Genomic DNA, 18,569 nt, shown 5'->3' with positions numbered 1-18,569 from the left:
GCTTGAGCGTTGTCCCTCAATGCACATCCTCCACGTCAACCATTCTGACCTCCTCGGCGGCGCCGCCCGTGCGGCGCATCGCATCCACCGCAGTCTGATCGGAGCCGGGGTCGACTCGCGGATGCGGGTCATCCACCAAACCGCCAGTGACGATCGCGTGCAGGGCGGGCCGCCAGCGGGGATCGGGCCGATCGCGAGACGGGTACGTGCGCGTCTGGCAGGGCTGCCCATGCGGGGCTTCACGACTGCGAATCCCATTCTTCATTCGCCCGCTTGGCCGGACACCGGCTTGGGCCGTGAATTGAACGCGGGCAACGCGGACCTGCTGAACCTCCATTGGCTGGGGACCGGCACGCTTTCCGTCGAGGAGGTGGGTCGGCTGAACAAGCCGGTGGTCTGGACCCTGCACGACATGTGGGCCTTCTGCGGGGCAGAGCATTATGCCGATGAGCCGGCAGACACCCGTTTCCGCGTCGGCTATCGTGCGGACAACTGCCCCCTGGGCGAGCGCGGCAAGGATCTGAATCGCGCGACCTGGAACCGCAAGCGTAAACACTGGGCGCGGCCGATGCAGATTGTCTGCCCGAGCCGTTGGCTCGCATCCTTGGCGCGCGAGAGCGCCCTGTTCCGGGACTGGCCGGTTGACGTGATCCCGTATCCGATCGACCAAGCTGTCTGGCGGCCCATCCCCAAACCGGTCGCAAGGGGCGCCCTTGGTTTGGATCCGGACGCCCGCCTCGTCTTGGTCGGCGCCCCCGGCGGTCTGAGCGATCCGCGCAAAGGCGGCGATCTTGCCCTTGCCGCGCTCGCACGTCTGGCTGACGGTCCGAACGCACCGGACGCCCTGCTGGTCTTCGGCCAGTCGGCCCCGGCCGATCAACCCGCGCTGCCGCTGCCGACGCGATTCCTCGGGCGCCTGCAGGACGACCTCAGCCTGGTGCTGGCCTACAGCGCGGCCGATGTCTTCGTCGTGCCCTCGCGTCAGGACAATCTACCCAACACGGTGATCGAGTCCCTGGCCTGCGGTACCCCGGTCGTCGGGTTCGACATCGGCGGTCTACCCGATATGATCGACCACCGCCGGAACGGGTGGTTGGCACCGCCTTTCGACATCGATTCCCTTGCCAACGGTATCGCCTGGGTGCTGGGGGATGAGGCCCGCTGCGGGCACCTCGGCACCGCGGCGCGGGAGACCGCGGAAACGCGCTTCAGCGAAGCGGTCGTGGCCAAACAGTATGTCGCGCTGTACGCGGAGTTGCTTGCCGGCAGCCGACCTATTTCATCGTGATGGCCTGGGCCCCAAGGCTCTCCGTCGTGGTGCTGTCATGCGTAAGTGGTTGCGATTTGACGCGAGCTATCCAGGCGCTGGTCCCAAATGCAGCGGCTTTGACGCCGTAAACTGCAAGGTGTTGTCTCTCGGCACCCTTTCAATCCTTTGCTGTTCTGAAAGACTCGAAATCGGTGATTCAAGGTTGATTGCTTTCAAGATATGAAATTTACCATCATCACGGTTTGCCGGAACAGCGAAAAGACGATTCGTCGAACCATTGAATCCGTCTTGTCGCAGTCTTTTATGGATTATGAATATCTGATCGTCGACGGGGCATCCACCGATCACACGCTGGACATCATCAAAGAGTATAGCTCCGCTTTCGACGGACGCTTGCACTGGTGGTCTGCCCCCGACAAAGGTATTTATGATGCAATGAATAAAGGTTTGGAGATGGCGCGAGGGGATTATATCGGCATCTTGAATAGCGACGATTTCTATGAACCAGGCGCGTTCGGGTGCGTCAATGCCAGTCTGGAACAGCAGCCGGTTGCAGACGTCGTTTACGGTATCACGCGCTATTTGAGTGCGGATGGCGATGAAATGTTTTTGGCCAGAGGTGGTCATCGCTTCATTGTAGAGCAAGCCCCGAATCATGAAAGTGCATTCATATCGAGGCATGCCTATGAGAAGTGTGGTTTCTATGACTTGAATTATAGTTTGACTGCCGACTACGACCATATGTTACGGATGAAAAAATCCGGCATGACTTTTCGTGCTCTGGATGAAATTGTATTGAATTTCGTCATAGGTGGTAGCAGTTCTGTTTATCGCGCAAGATGGCAGGAAGAGCTGTTACGGATCAGATTCCGGCACGGTTATATCAGCCGTTTATCCTATTGGAAGGCTACGTTAAGATACCGAATCAAGACCCTTTTAGTTTAGCAATCCGAAATCGCCGAGCGGTGTGAATAGATGAAGATCAGCGTTGGCATACCTTGTAGGACTCCTGACCATTATGTCCTGGAGGCCATTGCAAGTGCATCAACCCAGACTGTCGCGCCCGACGAAATTTTGGTCTATGCCCATGGAAGTTTTGATCCGACCACTGAAATCCAGGATCTTTTTCCTGAAGTCAAAGTTTTCTATGACAAAGATCCCCGTATGATCGGCGATTCTTGGAATAAGATATACGAGCTTTCATGTTCTGAATGGGTCATGATGCTGCATGCGGATGATCTTCTTCAACCTAATGCGATAGAATTGCTCTATGATTATTTGGTCGGTGGGCAATATGATTTGGTCGTTGGCCTCACCGCAGTCTTTTCCGGGACAAGTGACGAGATTTTGGTTTCCCGGAGAACGATCGAAACGGCTATGCGGGATTTTCGGAAGGCTGTTATGATGGGTTATTTGCCAAATTTGAGCGGCATGGCCGCAAGACGCGATGTCGTCTTGCGTGATCCATTTCGCACGGATTTGCGGATCATATTGGATGTTGAATTTTTCGTCCGCTGGGCCAACAGGTATCGCTGCGTTCTGATGCCGAAGCTCGTTTCGAGATATCGAGTTCACGCTTGCAACACCCATCATAGTTCAACCGATGCTCAAGAGCTGGATCTTGTTACGCTAAGAAGGCTTCTTTGCGCCGGTTCAGTGCCAGAAGATATTAAGCTTCCGATGGCCAGAATCTATAATAAAATCGTATTTAAGTACTCGGAAAACGCAATTAGAAATAACGACAAGCGCAGTCTTGAAAGATACTACAAGCTGATCTTTTTGGGTGCAGGAATGTCTGTCCGTACCAGAGTGATCGTGACGTTACTTCGTTGGCGGGGCGGTTTTTTCTTGGTAAGAGGTTTGCTCGTGCTTCGTAATTATCATCAACGTAACTTGAATCGCCTTCGTCTATTTTTTCAGGTCAAATGAGTTCGTTTTGCGTAGCAATCCTTTTGGAATACCTCGAAGCAGGTGTAGATCAATTAGTCGTATTTATTATGCCCTTTTATATGTTTCACGGGCAAACACGTTTTAGAGCAAGCGGGAACAGCAAGCGCTGGGCAAGCGTTACCATCCTTAGAGACCGTGTCAGCATCGGTATCGTTATGAATCGTTTCCTCGTAGCTCAGGTCGGGCCGCGCCGACGTTATGCTGTTGCCGCCGGTCTTGAACGGGCGGGGATGCTTGATGGGCTTTACACTGATCTGTGTGCAGACCTGAATCCCGGTCGGGCGATCTGTAGCCTTGGCGGCGCGTTGAAAACGCAAGCAATCCACCGGCTGCGCGGACGCCGGGTTCCACCATCGGTCGTGGGCACGACGCGGTCGTTCGGCTGGCCCGCCGTGCGTTATGAGCTGGATAAACGGCTAGCGGGGGCCGATCCCCACCGGCAGGCGCGGGCGCTCTCAAGCTTTGGGGGCCGCCTGGGGCGGGCTATGGCGCGAGCTGGCTTTGGTAAGGCCACTCATCTTTATACTCTGCTCGGCGATGTCACACCCCTGCTTGAGGCTGCCCGGTCGCGTCGTTTGGTGACTGTCACCGAGATCTACGTGATTCTGACCGCGGAGTTGATCGTGGCGCGGGAACGCCGACGCTATCCCGGCTTCGAGACCGATCCTCCGGCCGACCTCCTGGCCGAAGCATTCGAGTGGCTGCGTCGGGTCATCGCGTTGAGCGACTGGCTAGTCGTCCCATCCGAGGCCGTAAAAGATGACCTGGTGCAAAACTTCGGGGTGGAGTCAGAGCGCTGTCTGCTCGTACCCTACGCCGCTGACGATCGTTGGTTCGAGGTCCGCAACCAGGGGGTGCCGGGACGCCTCCTGTTTGTCGGTACCGCCGGTCTGCGCAAGGGCATCCACACGCTGGGGCAGGCGGCGCAGATTCTGGGTCAAGACCCGTTCCATTACCGTATCGCTGGCGGAGTGGATGAGGCTGTGCGTGAGCATCCGCTGACCCGGCCGTTGACCTTTCTGGGCCGGATTCCGCGGCTGGATGTGGTGCGGGAGTACGAAGGCGCCGATGTCTTCGTACTCCCAAGCCTTGCCGAAGGTTCGGCCGAGGTGACCTACGAGGCTCTGGCAGCCGGCATTCCGGTGGTGACCACGGCCGAGGCAGGGTCAGTGGTGCGGGATGGCATCGAGGGGTTCATTGTCCCAGCTTCCGACCCGGATGCCCTTGCGATGCGGGTGCGGCAGATCGTGGACAACCGCGATCTACGCGAACGCATGGGGGCGGCAGCGCGCGCGCGCGCAAGCGAGTTTACCTGGATCAGGTATAGTGAACGGCTGGCCGAGGCGCTGAGCAAGTTGCCGGCGACGGCCAGCCAGGTTTCGGACTGAATGCAGGGAACGGGCCGATGAAAATGAATGCAAGCGCTGTGCAGATGGTGTTTCTCCCATGAGGCCGACGATTACGATCACCATGCCGGTCTATAACGGCGAGCGCTTTCTGGAACGGGCGATTGCGAGTGCGCTCGCTCAAGCCGATCCACCCGATGAAATTCTGGTAATCGACGACCATTCGCAGGATTCCAGCTCTACCATCGTCAAAGATTATCTAAGCTCCTCGTTTCGGTATCTGCGGAACGATGTCAATGTCGGGATCGCGAAGAACTGGAATCGCTGTCTGCAGCAGGCGACCGGCGATTTCGTCATGTTCCTGCATCAGGATGATGAGTTGTTCCCCGATGCGGTCCGATTGACCCGTCAGGTTTTGTCCGACCACCCGCAGGTCGATCACGTCTTTGGCCAGGTCTGGCATTATGACGGAGCCCGTGCTTTTCCGGGTCCAGGCGAACAGTTCGGCTTGCTCAGTGCAAAGGAGTATTTTCTGCGAAGTTGCGGCAGTTTCTATGAGTGGGACAGCGGCTCGACCACCCGTCGTGACTTGGCATTGCAGATCGGCGGCTACGACGAGACGACCCGCCATGTGACGGATGTCGATTTTTGGATCCGCCTGGGATTACAACTTGGAGCGGCCTACGCCATCGATGCCCCCATTGCCACCTTCCGAGTTCATCAAGGCAATCTTCACAAGCGGTTGAATACGGAGGACGTGGCGGATTGGGAGTACCTGACCTTGCTTCGGAAGATCGCGCAGACGTTCGAGATCCCGGCGCACCTTCGCCCGTCGGCCATGCGTGCGCTGTTCCCCGTCTTGTCGAGGAGCGTCACCGCCGCCTTGCGACAGGGTCGCCTTGACCATGCCCGGGCGCTGGCGACTCAAACGCAGGCTCTTGTTCAGGAGCTCGATGGCTCACTGATTTCCGCCGCGAGCGCCCCGTCGAGGCTGCTGCTGAGACTAACCCGCGAGTCCGCTCTGGGTGCCGGTCTCGCGTGGTTGTTGGTTCGCATCTGGGAGTTGGGACGTAACGCGGGATTGGGCTTGACCCGACCCGCCCCATCCGAATACACCCTGGAGCAATTGATCGAGCGGGTCCAGCGGTGCGGGTAGCCCTGGTCACGCCTTACGACACCGGCCTGCGTGCCGGCGGTGGGGCGGTCATCATTCGCTATCTGATCGCCGCACTGGAGGCCAATGGTCTGGACGTGGCTCTCTGGTTGTGCCGGGATACCCCGTCGCCCATCGGCATCACCCCGCTCACAGGCGAGTCGGGACGGCATGATTGGGAGATTCGCGGCCTGCCGCCGCAAATGGCCTTCAGTCTGGCACGTCATGCCCCGCAATCCTTCGCCGCCCTGGTCGGCCAAGCCCGAGCCATGCAGGTCCTGCGTCCGGTCGATGCGGTGATCGTTTTCAACGCCGTGACCCCCGGGCTCTGGGCGATGGAGCTCGCGGCGGCGCTGGGTGTGCCCTATTACCTGATGCTGCTGGACTACAGTTTTCTCTGCCCGGTGTTCAGCAGGCTGCACACCAGCGGCGTCTTTTGCGAGGGTTCGATCTCGGAGGCGCATTGTCTGAGTTGCGCCGTTGCACGGCTGCCGTCTGCCAAGCGCCAGGTTTTCCGTGCGCTGCGTGCGCTGCCTTACCCGGTTACTCTGGCGCTTGGGCGCCTGCTCCCCGCCTTGTTTCCGGCCAGCGGGCGGCATCATGTCGCTGGCGCAGGGGTACGAGAGACGCGACGGGTGGACCTCGAGCGGTACTTCAGCGCTGCGGCTGGGGTCATCTATCAAAGCCGCACGATGCAAGCCCAGGTCCATGCCGCTGGTCTACAGAACGCGGCGGAAACGATCGCGTGCTATGGTGTGCCGGAGCCGGAATGCCATGGGAAAAAGGTATGTGCCGATGACACAACCGTCGAGTTCGTTTATCTCTCCCGACCGACTTCCGAGTGGGGACTGGATCTCCTGTTGGCGGTTTGGGCGGAGCACTGTACTGGTTATGCCGACCGGCGGCTCACGGTGCTCAGTCCAGGTATCGACGCCTGGCTCGAGCAGCATCCGCAATGGCGCGGACTCCCGAATGTGGTCTTCTCCGGGGAGACGATCCAGGGCCAGGTGGCGGCGTTTCACAGTCGGTTCCATGTGTTGATCCTGCCGGCGCAATGGCCAGGTATCGTTGCTCTTACGGCGCTGGAGGCCCTCGCGCACGGAACCGCCGTGATCGAGCCCCACCTCGGCGGTCTCGCCGATTTTGTGGGTCCGTTTGCGATGGGCAGAGGCGTAATGCCTTACCGGTATCGTGACGGACGATCGCTGGCACTCTGTATCGATAGGCTGTGTGCCGATCGCGCGGCATTAGCTGCACTAATGAGTTATGCGCAACCTATTTGTACCCTGGCCGATTGGGGGAAGGCTTGCCGTGACCTCATGTTCGGTCCCAATCCTGCGAACCGATCCACGGCTTGAGAGGCTGCACAACAACGTATGAATCCACTTGAAACGCTTGCAGCCCGGCTGCGTGATCATACGAAGCTTCGCGATTTTCCGCTTTGGGGGCATCTGCGACGTTTGTATCCATTTGGCCTTCGGGTCGCCACGTTCAATCGCGGTCTATCGCGAACCCTCTATCCAGGGGTGGTGGCAAGGGTAAGTTATGCATCCAGGCAGACCATGGAGGCGAATTTCAACGTGACCCTTAAATGGGACGTGCCCTGCCTGGACCTGATCCACCGCTGGATCGAAGCGAACCGGGATATCTGTTTCTTCGACGTCGGGGCGAATCATGGGCAGTTCGCTCTGGTTGTCAGCCGTTGGCTGGATACTGACTCAACGCGGATCGTTGCCTTCGAGCCGCATCCCGGAAACCGCCAGGTGCTGGCAGAGAACCTCGCCCGCAACGGATGCAAAAATGTCGAGGTGGTGAATTGTGCGCTGGCCGCCGAGGCAGGCACGATGACGTTGTACGGGGCGTCGGTTTCCGCGTCACTGCAGCCCGACCTTCTGAGAGAAGGGACCCAAGTCAACGTCGATACCCTGGATGGATTCTGCGCGCGCACAGGTTTGGAACCGATGGTTGTCAAGATCGATGTCGAGGGTTTCGAGCTCGAGGTTCTGCGCGGTGCTGTCGAGACGCTGAGCCGTTATCGGGACAGCATTAAGATTATCTGCGAAATGCACACGTTCATGTGGGAAGAACCGGATTACGATCTGCGGTTGATCGAGTTGGTTGAATCCTGTGGCCTCTTGGTTTTCGGAATGGATGGAAGGAGAGTCAACCGAATCAACGACTACGGTCACTACGTCCTGGCAAGACACTTCGCCTAAGATGAGTCAAGTTCGACTTCCGCGGGTCATTCATGTCAACCAGCGCGATGATGCCGCGACGGGCGGTGCCTTGCGGGTGGCGTTCGAGTTGGTACGTCGCCTACCTGGACAGGGCATCGATGCCCGCATGCTCTTTCTGTATGGCTCTGAAGGGATGTGTGGCTCAATGCTGCCGATGCGCTGCGACTATCTGCAGATCAACAATTCACGCCGGATTCATCAGTTTGGTCGGCTTCGGTCTTATCTGGACCGGCAACGGCCGGATATCGTGCATTTCCATGATGATCTGCTGTGGCCGCAGTTGCTGTACCCAGGGCAGCGACCCTGGAGGACCGTCATCCATGCCCATGGCGGCGGAACCGCGGCACCGCAGCCGTGGAAGACCCAAGCGCTCTACGCGATCCAGCGCAGGCAGGCAGACCGTGTGGTGTGTATTACGGAGGAGGCCAAGTCCTCGCAGATGCGCAATGTTGGTTTTCTCCCGGACCGTCTGCAGGTGATCTACAACGGGGTGGACCGGGGGGTGTTTCGGCCGCCGACTGAGGAGATCCGGGCGCGCGCACGGCAACGTTTCGGTCTCAAGCAGGACGCCATCGTCGTCGGTTTCGTTGGACGCCTGCATGATGCCATGAAGGGTTGCCTGGACTTCGTCGAGCTTCTGGCGCGTCTCCCCGAGCGTTATGTGGGCCTGGTCGCCGGTCGCGGGCCCGACGAGGAGACCATGCGGAGACAAGGGCGTCGATTGGGTATCGACCACCGGCTTGTATTCGCTGGCTTGGTCGAGGATGTGGCGGCCACCTATCAGGCGCTGGATGTCTTTTGCTTCCTCTCGCGGCATGAACCCTTTGGCCTGACGATCGCGGAGGCGATGGCCTCCGGGGTCCCGGTCGTCGGATTCGCCTGTCCCGGCGGCTCTGGCGAGCTGCTGACCAACGAGACCGGGCACGTCATTCTGAACCGCGATCTCAATGCCATGGCCAGCGAGGTGCAGCGAGCGGCCCGCCGGTCAAACCCTTGGCCGGAACGGATCAGCACGGCTGCCGCATGCCTAGAACAGCAACATGACTGGGACCGTGCCGCCGTCCAACTCACTGCAACCTATCGCGGTCTTGCAGGCGCTCATCACACTTGAGCCCGATCATCGATGCAAGACCTGTCTTTTTACCTCTTTGTTGGGACCTGTGCCGCGCTACTGCTTTGGGGGCTCAGAACGCCAAGTCGGATCTATCAGTATCCTTTCCTGATGGGCGGTATGTTCACCGCGTTTCTGGTTCCACAGGCCATTGGACTTCTGAATAACCCTGGCATGGTCCCGCTGGAGAGTGTCGCGCAGGCGTTGTTGATGGGGTGCCTGTGCATGGCCATGGCCTGGGCCGGGTACCGACGGCGGCCGCTCCACTGGGTCCTGCGGGTTGAGATCAGCCCGTTGCGTATCGAGCGGGTCTATATCGTTGGGTTTGTCATTTCGCTTGTGAGCTGGGCAGCGATCTTCGGAATCAATAGCATTCCCGATGAAGAGGTCCGTAGCGGCACTGGCCTTTTTACCATCCTTGCCTTTTTTTCGGGTCTGTCCGGTATCGCTTTCCCGGTCTTCCTGTCGCTGGCTATCGCAAGACCGAATCCCGGGAATGTCGCGATGGCGCTGGTGTCAGGCTACCCGCTCTATGCGCTGTTGATGGCGGGAAGACGGGCAGGGGCAGTAGCCTTCCTGATCATAATTCTATTGACCCTTTTCTTTCAGAAACGGTGGCTTGTGCCGCGATGGCTAGCCTTGGGGGGGGTGCTGGGCGTTGCCTACATGATCCCGGTGATCGCCGAAATGCGGGGAGAATTCTGGTCTGATCTGTTAAGCGGCAATTTTTCTGCCATCGATTGGGCTGCACCCTTTTCCAAATTGCTCGATGGCGACACCACCCTGGAGCTGCGAAACGCTGCCGCGATTGTGTGGGGCACCTCGGTGACTGGCATTTATGGCTTAGGGACAGGATATTGGGATGCCTTTATCTTTCAGCATGTACCGGGACAGCTTGTGGGCCGAGACTTGAAGGATGCGTTGATGTTTTCTTGGACTACTTCTGTCTGGTCAGAGGTTGGCTATCAGGCCACCGTTGGCTCTACGTTGACTGCGATGGGGGACACTTATCTTGAATTCTGGTATTTTGGATGTCTGTTCTTCTTCTTCCAAGGCTACCTCTTCAAGAATATCTGGTACTTGGCGGTCTACCGCAACTCTTTGATCGCTCAGTTGCTTTATATGGGCCTGATGCCGGTCACATTGGTTTCCGTTTCGCATGGGACATATTGGTTTATACGCGGTGCTCCGCTCGTTTTTGTAGCAATTCTTGCGATTCATTTTTTCGCGAAGTCTCGACCAGGCGGGAAACGATTGCGACACGCGAGGATCCCGCTGGGATTGTCGACGCCATCACCGAAGCGCGTGAATTGAGATTTTTCGTCTGGCTCGTGCCGGTTTTGGGGGAGAGCGGTGGTCAAAAAGCGCGTATTGGCTGCAGTCGGGGATGTCCAAGACATCAATTGTTGGAGCAACATTCCTTACTATTTTTTTCAGGCTGGCCGTCAAGCGGGTTTCTTCGACGCAGGCTTGTCGGTCGATTTACAGCGGCTGCGTTTGCCCCGACTCGCGTGGAATTCGCTGGCCCTGCTCCGCGGAGAACGTTATGGCGGCTTTCAGTATACCCGTCTGGGTAACGAAACGATGGCGCGGCAGATCGATTGGGATGCGGTCGGAGAGGTGATCAGCCATGCGCAGCATTTTCCGCCTTGGGAGCTGATGGTGAAGAATGGGATTGGATTCTCTCACTACATTGATTTTCCGCTGCCCGACCTGTTTGACGATTATGAGATCGCGAAGACGATCGGTGCGCGCACGGCGCGCAATGCCCTGGCGCGCGAGCGGGACCAATATGCCGCGGCCCGCTATGTCGTCTGCATGTCGCCCTGGGCGGTGAAGCAGGTGATCGAGCGCTGCGGGACGCCTGGAGAGAAGGTTCATGCGATTATCCCTGGGGCCAACCTGCCGGAGGAGCTGTTCTCCACGGTGGTGCCGTCACCGGAGACCGAGCCGCCTGACGGCAGGACGATCCCGCTCAAGATTGCCTTTGTTGGTAAGATCCCGCTTCGCAAGGGATTGGATCGATTGGTGGAGGGCCTTCGCATCCTGCGGGGACGCGGGCTGCGGAGTCAGGTACGGGTCATCGGTCCATCGCAGAACCTGTTCCCAAACGATCCGGAGGTCGAGCATCTCGGTTTCATCAACAAGCAGCAGGAACCGAATCGTCTGGTCGCCGAGCTGCGCGACTGTCACCTGGGTGCATTGCCGTCTTATCAGGAAGCCTTTGGTATCGCGGCCCTCGAATATCTTCGCTGCGGTCTGCCGGCGCTGATCACCCGTACCGGTGGTCTTGCGGACAGCCTGCCCACCGACTGCCGGGTGCTGCTGGAGCAGGACTGCACCGGCGGCGACATCGCCGATGCCTTGGAGCACCTGCTGCGCAACCCCGATGTCTTCGCCGATTTGCAGCGCAACGCCCGGGCGAAAGCGGACTATGCCTCGTGGAACCGGTGCGTGCGCGAGTTTCAGGCGCTTTGGGGGCTCACACCAGCGGCGTTGCAGAAGGAGGTCGCGGGATGATCCGGTCGGACTTGCGCGGCTTGCGGCTGGTGGACCGGACCGACTTTCTGCGACAAATCTGCGGCGGGCGACGTCTGCTGCACTTGGGCGCGACCGACGCTCCGGAGACCGCGGCGGCCATTCGCGAGGGCCGCTTTTTGCATGAGCAGTTGCGACAGGTCGCGTCCTCGGTGGTCGGCATGGACAACAACGAAGCGATGATCGACTTCTTGCGCCAACACCACGGCATTGAGGATATCCGGTTCGGCGACATCGAGATCGCGGAGGATTACCCTGCCGAGGCTTTCGACCTGGTGGTTGCCGGCGAGATTTTGGAGCACCTGAGCAACCCCGGCCGGGCGCTGGATGCCCTGCGCGCCCGCCTGGGACCTGAGACGCTGCTGATCGTGACCGTCCCCAACGCTTATTCCTTGAAGGGCTTTCTGCGCGCGCTTGCCGGTCTTGAGTGGATTCATCCGGATCATGTGCTTCACCACTCCCTGCGGACCCTGTCGGCGCTGCTGAGCCGGCATGGTTTCGCGGTGGAGCAGTCTTTTGGATTCGTCAATGCCGGCGCTGGCTTGGCCGCGGGACTGGCCAATCGCCTGCTGCGGCTTGTCCCCCAATTGGCCGAGGGTGTCGGGGTGGTGTGCCGGCCCAGCCCTGGTTGGGGCGGGTCGACCAAACCGCCATGAGGATCCTGGCCGCGACTCCGGTCACCGGCCCCTATGTTGTGGCCCGCTATCGGCGTTTCGCCGAGACCCACCCGCAGCATGAACTGACCCTGCTTGAGTTCGGTCGGGTGTCCCGTGACTATGCCTGGCTCCCTTCGGATGATGTGGTGCCCTATCAGCGGGTGGTGCTCTCCGAAGGGCCGGTTAACGGGCTTAGGCCAGCCGAGCGTGTTCGCCTGATTCAGGGCGCCCTGGCCCGGTTGCGGCCGGAGGTGCTGGTGGTGTGTGGCTACGGGGTCACCGGCATGGCCTGTGCGCTGCGTCGGGCGCGGGTTATGGCCCCGGGTGTGCCGGTGGTGCTGCTCTCGGACAGCACCTCAGATGACCGCGCGCGCGTGCCCTGGTTGGAAGCGATCAAGCGGCGCCTGGTGGGTCAATGCAGCGCCGCGCTGGTTGCTGGACGGATCCATGCGGACTACCTGGCCGGGTTGGGGATGCCGCGTGACAGCATCCTGCTTGGCTATGATGTCGTGGACAACGCCTACTTTGCCGATGGCGCGGAGGCGGCGCGCCGGGACGCTTCAGCCCTGCGCGCCCGTTTGGGTTTGCCCCCACGCTACTTTCTCACTGTGGCCCGGTTCATCCGCGCTGATGGGGGGGTGGACCGGGTCAAAAACCTGCATCGCCTGATCGCGGCCTACGACGCCTTCCGGTCAGGGGCGGCTGCAGCTGCTTGGGGATTGGTGATCCTGGGAGATGGCGAGTTACGGCCCGAGCTGGAAGCGCAGATCGATCGCCTCGGCCTGCATGGTCAGGTGCTGCTGCCGGGTTTTCGGCAGTACCCGGAGTTACCTCCGTACTACGGGCTGGCGAGCGCCTTCGTCATGCCCAGCCTTAAGGAGACTTGGGGGCTGGTGGTCAACGAAGCGATGGCAGCTGGTTTGCCCGTGCTCGTCTCCAGGCGCTGCGGCTGTGCGGCGGAGCTGGTGGAGGATGGCCGGAATGGCTGGACCTTCGACCCGCTCGATGTGGCGGGCCTGACGGATCTGATGCGTCGAATCGCCGCTGACGAGGCTGGGTCGGCAACCATGGGGCAAGCCAGTCGGAAGATCATTGACCAATGGACGCCGGATACTTTTGCCCGCAATCTGGGGCGGGCCGTGGAGGTGGCCCGGCGCGTGCCGGCGGCAGCGCCAGGTTTGATTGACGAGTTGATTTTATGGACCATGCAGTACCGCTAGTTGCTGGCTCTGTCGTCGGTTCAGTCTCCCGGAACGCCGGTGGTCTGTTTCAGGCCGTCCTGTGTCTGAATCTGGCTTTAGCGGAAATGCCGGGGCTTAAAATCAAGATCCTGAGTCTGCGGGATGAGTACACCGCGGAGGACCTGCCTGCATGGAATCCGCTGCCCGTGACCGTCAGCGACATTCTGGGTCCGCGCCGCTTCGGCTTTGCCCCGCGGCTCTACCCGGAGCTCGTTGTGGCCGGGCTGGATATCCTGCACGTTCATGGCATTTGGCAGTACCCTTCCCTGGCGACCCTGTTCTGGTCGAGGCGGACCCGTCAGCCGTATCTGATATCGACCCACGGTATGCTGGACCCTTGGGCGGTGAGCCATGCCCGCTGGAAAAAGCGATTGGTTTACGGGTTGTACGAAGGCCTGCACCTGCGGGGGGCAGCCTGTTTGCATGCGCTCTGTGACGCGGAGGCACGAGCGATGCGCGACTTTGGTTTGCGCAACCCGATCTGTGTCATTCCCAACGGCATCGCATTACCCGATGCCGGTGTGACCGGAGAGCCGGCCTGGCGGTCATCCCTGCCACCCGACGCCCAGGTGCTCTTCTATCTGGGTCGGCTCCATCCCAAAAAGAATCTCGCCCGGCTGGTCGATGCCTGGGCCGTCACCCCTCGACGGCAGGGTCGGCGGGATGACTGGCATCTGGTTATCGCGGGCTGGGACGAGGGTGGCTACGAGGCGACGTTGAAGGCGCAGGTCAAGGCACGAGGACTGGGTCCGCGGGTCCACTTCGTAGGTCCTCTGTTCGAGCGTGCCAAGGCGGAAGCACTGCGCTGTGTCGATGCCTTCGTGTTGCCATCGCTCAGCGAGGGCTTGCCGATGGTCGTGCTGGAGGCCTGGGCCTATGGTTTGCCGGTGCTGATGACCGACGCCTGCAACCTGCCGGAAGGTTTCCAGGACGAAGCCGCCATCCGCTTGCCCCTGGACCCCGATGGCATGGCGGCGACCCTGGCGGACGTCATGGCTCTGGATCCGCAAACCCTGAGCGCGATGGGGGCCAGGGGCCGCCGGTTGGTCGAACGGCGCTTCACTTGGGGGCGAATCGGTGGCGATATGGCGGAGGTGTACCGCTGGGTACTGGGTGGCGGGCCACCTCCGGCGACGGTTGTTACGGACTGAGCCCCCAAAGACCTGCGGTGCGCACCCATGTCCATAGAACTTGAAATCGAACATTGCCGGGGTTCGCGGCCCTACAGCCGACGGGAATACGTTGGACGGGTGCTCTGGATGCTGGTGACGCCGCTTTTTCGCTACAGTCCCCGGCCGCTTTTCGGCTGGCGGCGGTTCTTGCTGCGGCTGTTCGGCGCCCGCGTCGGTCGTCAGGCGCATGTCTACCCCAGCGCACGCGTTTATCTGCCCTGGAATCTGACCCTGGGTGCCGAGGCCAGCATCGGCGAGTGGGCCTTGGTCTACAACCTTGGTCCTGTGGAGATCGGTGCGCAAGCCACGGTGTCGCATCGCGCCCATCTCTGCGCCGGCACCCACGATTATCGCGACCCGGCCTTGCCGTTGCTGCGCCTGCCGATCGTGATCGGTTCCCAAGCCTGGATCTGCGCGGATGCCTTTATCGGGCCGAATGTACGGGTGGGGGAAGGGGCTATCATCGGCGCGGCAGCAGTGGTGGTGCGCGACGTGCCGCCTTGGCGCATCGTTGCCGGGAATCCGGCACGGGTCATCAAGACCCGTGAATTGACCGAAAGCGGCCAAGGCAACCAGGGATGACAGCGATCGAGATCTCGGGTTATCGCTATGATGGGGCCATGCTTGGGCATTCGCATGGCTATCTGCTGCCCAGCGTCTTGCGTGCGCTCAATGCGTTGAATCTGCCGACCGACAAGCGCCGGCTATTCGAGCTTGGCTGCGGGAACGGAAGCGTGGCCAGTGTGCTGAGTCAACGCGGCTGGGATGTCACCGGTGTCGACCCCTCGGTGGAGGGCATTGCCCAAGCCCGCCTTGCCTATCCGGCTCTGAAGCTCGACGAGGGTTCGGCCTATGACGACCTAGCGGCCCGGTATGGCCGGTTCCCGGTGGTGCTGAGCCTGGAGGTGGTCGAGCATGTCTACGCTCCTCGGCACTATGCCCGAACCCTTCTTGACTTATTGTGTCCGGGGGGGGTAGCGATTATCTCCACACCCTATCATGGTTACTGGAAGAATCTGGCACTGGCCTTGAGCGGGCGGATGGATGCTCATTACACGGCGCTATGGGACCATGGGCATATCAAGTTTTGGTCGATCAAGACGCTGGGTGCGCTGCTGCGGGAGGCTGGATTCGTCGATATCAGATTCGAGCGGGTCGGGCGGGTTCCGGGGTTGGCGAAATCGATGATTGCGGTAGGGCGTAGAGCATAAACGTTGGACAGATATGGTTAAACTCAATTTTGGTTGCGGCCTGTCGAGCGGAAGGGATTGGAAAAACTGCGATGCATCGCCGACGCTACGGCTGCAGTGCTTTCCGCTCGTTGGTCTGATCGCAAAACGGATTCTCAAGCCGTTATTTCCTGATGAGGTCCGCTACGGGGATGTGACCAGGGGGCTGCCTGAAGCATGGTCCTACGCCGATTTGTTTTATTGCTCGCACGTACTTGAGCATTTGTCGCTGTCCGATTTTTGGTTGACCCTCAAAGAGGTGTTGGGTGTTCTCAAGCCTGAGGTTGTCTTTCGGGGCGTGCTACCGGATCTTGAGGCGGAGGCGATCAAGTATCGATCAGATCCTTCCGCCGAAGCCTGTTCCACGTTCATGCGGGCGACCTCCCTCGGTCTGGAGATGCGTCCGAAGAGTTTCGTCTCGCGTTTGCGGGCCCTGCTTGGCAACAATCAGCACCTGTGGATGTGGGATTATAAGGGGCTTGAGGCTGAACTGGCCTCGGCTGGGTTCGTAGGAATCCATAGGGCAAAATACAACGACAGTGTCCATCCTGAATTTGCGACCGTCGAAGATCCTGCTCGCTGGGATGGGTGTCTGGGGTTCGAATGCCGGAAGGCCGTGTGAAAGTGCGGCCATCGCAGCATCGGGGCTTTACCTACCGCCCCGATGTCGATGGCCTGCGGGCGGTCGCCGTCATCGCCGTGATGCTGTATCACGCTGGGCTGACATTGACACCGGGTGGCTTTGTCGGTGTCGACGTCTTCTTCGTGATCTCGGGGTTCGTAATCGCCAGCGTCGTTCAGGCCGACCTGGCACGCGGGCGCTTCACCCTGCGCGGTTTCTACGAGCGACGGATCCGGCGTATCTTCCCGGCCTTGTTCGCGATGATCGCCGTCACCCTGGTGATCGGCTGGTTCGTGATGATGGCCGACGACTACAAGCGGCTGGGTCAGAGTGCTGCCGCCAATGCCCTATTCCTATCAAATTTCTATTTCATGAAGGATAGCGGCTATTTCGGCGTGACGGCGGCCGCGAAGCCGCTGTTGCACACTTGGTCATTGGCCGTGGAGGAACAGTTCTATCTGTTATTGCCCCTGTATTTGCTGTTGATTAAGCGCTGGACGCTGGCGAGTCTGCGCTGGGTGACGCTCGGGATCGGTCTGGCGAGTCTGGCGCTCGCGATCTGGGTGACACCTCACGAGCCCTATGCGAGCTTTTTCATGCTGCCGACACGGGCTTGGGAACTGCTCATGGGCGTTTTGCTGGCGCATGGTTTCATGACGGCACCGCCACACCGACGGGCTGCCCAAGCGCGCGCTTTGCTCGGGATCGGCTTGATTCTGTTCGCCGTGGTGGTCTATTCGGAAGAGACCACCTTTCCTGGGCTCGCAGCGTTGCCGCCTGTCATGGGAACTGCCTTGCTGATCTCGGCCGGTGCCGGCGGCGGCTGGACGACCGCCTGGCTGGCAAGCAGGCCGATGGTGTTCGTGGGGCAGATCTCGTATCCGTTGTATCTCTGGCACTTCCCGTTGCTCGGTTTCGCCAGCTATCTGAGCCTAACGGGCCTGACGCTGGTCGATACCCTGGTGGTGAATCTTGTGATCGTTGTCTGCGCGGTGCTGTCCTGGCAGGTCATCGAGCGGCCTGTACGTGAGCGGCGCGTGCTGAAGACCCAGCGCTCGGTCTTCGTGTTCGCTCTGTTTTGCATGGCCGCGACCTTGGTGGCGGGACTGGTGATTAACCTTGAACGTGGTATCGAGTCGCGCTTTGATGGGATGCAGCTGCGCATCGTGCAGGGCATGACCGATCGGATCGGCGGTGCCCGGAATCCCTGTATGGCGCTTTCGCCTGCGCAGATCGCGGACGGGGCCTTCTGCGTGCTGGGGGACACGGCATCTCGGTTCGCGCCGGATGCGTTGGTCTGGGGCGATTCGCATGCCGAGGCACTGGCGCCGGGCATCGGGGAGGTTGCGGCACGGGCGGGTCGCGCGGTCTTCTTTGCCGGCGCGCAGGGTTGCCCTATCGGCAGCCACCTGCGCGACGTCAGCTGGCTGGAGCGGGACTGCGCGGCCTTCGATCGGGCGATGTTGGACTCGCTGCGGCGGCGGCCCGAAATCAGCCAGGTCATCCTGGTCTCGCGCTGGGTGCCGCTGCGTGTGCCCGAGCCGGCGGGCGAGGGCAGCAGTGCCGGAGTGAACGGGCTGGGCGCGGCGGACAGTCTGGGCGAGGTGGTGCGGGCGCTCACTGCGGCCGGTAAGCGGGTCTGGTTGGTGGGGCCGGTGCCCGATGTCGGCACCCTGGTCCCGCGGGCGCTCTATCTACAATCACTCGGCTTCGCACGGGATGTCGAGACTCGCCCGAGCGAGGCGTCATTCTACGACGCACAGGAACGGACCCTGGCCGTGCTCGGCGAGCTGGCGAGGCAACCGGGAGTGTCTTTGGTGCTGCCGCACGAGCGGTTTTGCTCGGATGGCTGGTGCGAGGTCATTCGCGATGGGTATCCGCTGTATTTCGACGATAACCATCTAACGACGGTCGGTGCGAAATCGGCGGCTCAGGTCTTGGAGCCGGTCTTTCGTTGAGCTGATGGCGTGCGATCTGGCTTGGTCTCATGCGCCGAGAGTGAGCCAATCTTGCCGTGCGCACGAAAATGCGGCTAGCGGTCGGT

At 60.4% G+C, this 18,569-nt stretch carries 17 protein-coding genes; all 17 read left to right on the top strand.

Annotated elements, in window-relative coordinates; all coding sequences use genetic code 11:
* Positions 1 to 19 precede the first annotated feature (19 nt).
* The 17 genes from AADX97_RS22695 (at position 20) to AADX97_RS22615 (ending at position 18,483) form a co-directional block, all read left to right on the top strand.
* Entirely contained in the window at positions 20 to 1,288 is a 1,269-nt protein-coding gene (locus AADX97_RS22695) for a glycosyltransferase family 4 protein (RefSeq protein WP_374238855.1), read from the top strand.
* A 201-nt stretch (positions 1,289 to 1,489) separates the two neighbouring features.
* The gene (locus tag AADX97_RS22690; protein WP_374236371.1) at positions 1,490 to 2,215 is read left to right on the top strand and encodes a glycosyltransferase family 2 protein; all 726 of its coding nucleotides are present in this window, start codon (positions 1,490 to 1,492) and stop codon (positions 2,213 to 2,215) included.
* A 30-nt stretch (positions 2,216 to 2,245) separates the two neighbouring features.
* Positions 2,246 to 3,199, top strand: coding sequence for a glycosyltransferase family 2 protein (locus AADX97_RS22685; protein ID WP_374236372.1), 954 nt, complete (start codon positions 2,246 to 2,248; stop codon positions 3,197 to 3,199).
* Between the two features lie 23 nt (positions 3,200 to 3,222).
* Positions 3,223 to 4,608 (top strand): glycosyltransferase family 4 protein, encoded by a 1,386-nt coding sequence (locus AADX97_RS22680; RefSeq protein WP_374236373.1) that lies wholly within the window; start codon positions 3,223 to 3,225, stop codon positions 4,606 to 4,608.
* A 58-nt stretch (positions 4,609 to 4,666) separates the two neighbouring features.
* Positions 4,667 to 5,722: a glycosyltransferase gene (locus AADX97_RS22675; RefSeq protein WP_374236374.1), complete on the top strand. Its 1,056-nt coding sequence runs from the start codon at positions 4,667 to 4,669 to the stop codon at positions 5,720 to 5,722.
* Positions 5,713 to 7,077 carry a glycosyltransferase gene (locus tag AADX97_RS22670; protein ID WP_374236375.1) on the top strand — a complete coding sequence of 455 codons (1,365 nt, stop codon included), beginning with the start codon at positions 5,713 to 5,715 and terminating at the stop codon, positions 7,075 to 7,077. The genes AADX97_RS22675 and AADX97_RS22670 overlap by 10 nt, the downstream gene beginning before the upstream one ends.
* An 18-nt stretch (positions 7,078 to 7,095) precedes the next feature.
* Positions 7,096 to 7,935 (top strand): FkbM family methyltransferase, encoded by an 840-nt coding sequence (locus tag AADX97_RS22665; protein ID WP_374236376.1) that lies wholly within the window; start codon positions 7,096 to 7,098, stop codon positions 7,933 to 7,935.
* Position 7,936: 1 nt separating this feature from the next.
* Positions 7,937 to 9,067, top strand: a complete 1,131-nt coding sequence (locus AADX97_RS22660; protein WP_374236377.1) for a glycosyltransferase family 4 protein — start codon at positions 7,937 to 7,939, stop codon at positions 9,065 to 9,067.
* 12 nt (positions 9,068 to 9,079) lie between these two features.
* The gene (locus AADX97_RS22655; protein WP_374236378.1) at positions 9,080 to 10,381 is read left to right on the top strand and encodes a hypothetical protein; all 1,302 of its coding nucleotides are present in this window, start codon (positions 9,080 to 9,082) and stop codon (positions 10,379 to 10,381) included.
* A gap of 156 nt (positions 10,382 to 10,537) precedes the next feature.
* Positions 10,538 to 11,587, top strand: coding sequence for a glycosyltransferase family 4 protein (locus AADX97_RS22650; protein ID WP_374238641.1), 1,050 nt, complete (start codon positions 10,538 to 10,540; stop codon positions 11,585 to 11,587).
* Positions 11,584 to 12,261 (top strand): class I SAM-dependent methyltransferase, encoded by a 678-nt coding sequence (locus tag AADX97_RS22645; RefSeq protein WP_374236380.1) that lies wholly within the window; start codon positions 11,584 to 11,586, stop codon positions 12,259 to 12,261. The genes AADX97_RS22650 and AADX97_RS22645 overlap by 4 nt, the downstream gene beginning before the upstream one ends.
* On the top strand, positions 12,216 to 13,481 hold the full coding sequence (locus AADX97_RS22640) for a glycosyltransferase (protein ID WP_374236381.1): 1,266 nt from the start codon (positions 12,216 to 12,218) through the stop codon (positions 13,479 to 13,481). The genes AADX97_RS22645 and AADX97_RS22640 overlap by 46 nt, the downstream gene beginning before the upstream one ends.
* A gap of 86 nt (positions 13,482 to 13,567) precedes the next feature.
* A complete protein-coding gene (locus AADX97_RS22635; protein ID WP_374236382.1) occupies positions 13,568 to 14,653 on the top strand; it encodes a glycosyltransferase in 1,086 nt (361 codons plus the stop codon).
* A gap of 27 nt (positions 14,654 to 14,680) precedes the next feature.
* Complete coding sequence (locus tag AADX97_RS22630; protein WP_374236383.1) at positions 14,681 to 15,256, top strand: putative colanic acid biosynthesis acetyltransferase; 576 nt, start codon at positions 14,681 to 14,683, stop codon at positions 15,254 to 15,256.
* Positions 15,253 to 15,885, top strand: coding sequence for a class I SAM-dependent methyltransferase (locus tag AADX97_RS22625; protein WP_374236384.1), 633 nt, complete (start codon positions 15,253 to 15,255; stop codon positions 15,883 to 15,885). Before AADX97_RS22630 ends, AADX97_RS22625 begins: the two co-directional genes overlap by 4 nt.
* A gap of 13 nt (positions 15,886 to 15,898) precedes the next feature.
* The gene (locus AADX97_RS22620; protein WP_374236385.1) at positions 15,899 to 16,525 is read left to right on the top strand and encodes a hypothetical protein; all 627 of its coding nucleotides are present in this window, start codon (positions 15,899 to 15,901) and stop codon (positions 16,523 to 16,525) included.
* Positions 16,522 to 18,483 carry an acyltransferase family protein gene (locus AADX97_RS22615; RefSeq protein ID WP_374236387.1) on the top strand — a complete coding sequence of 654 codons (1,962 nt, stop codon included), beginning with the start codon at positions 16,522 to 16,524 and terminating at the stop codon, positions 18,481 to 18,483. The genes AADX97_RS22620 and AADX97_RS22615 overlap by 4 nt, the downstream gene beginning before the upstream one ends.
* Positions 18,484 to 18,569: the final 86 nt, after the last annotated feature.

Origin of the sequence: Thiocapsa sp. C2-2m, from assembly GCF_041903745.1 — a bacterium.
Taxonomy (GTDB): domain Bacteria; phylum Pseudomonadota; class Gammaproteobacteria; order Chromatiales; family Chromatiaceae; genus Thiocapsa; species Thiocapsa roseilacustris.
Note: the sequence above shows the minus strand (reverse complement) of the source record. Positions and strands in the feature narration are given on the sequence as shown.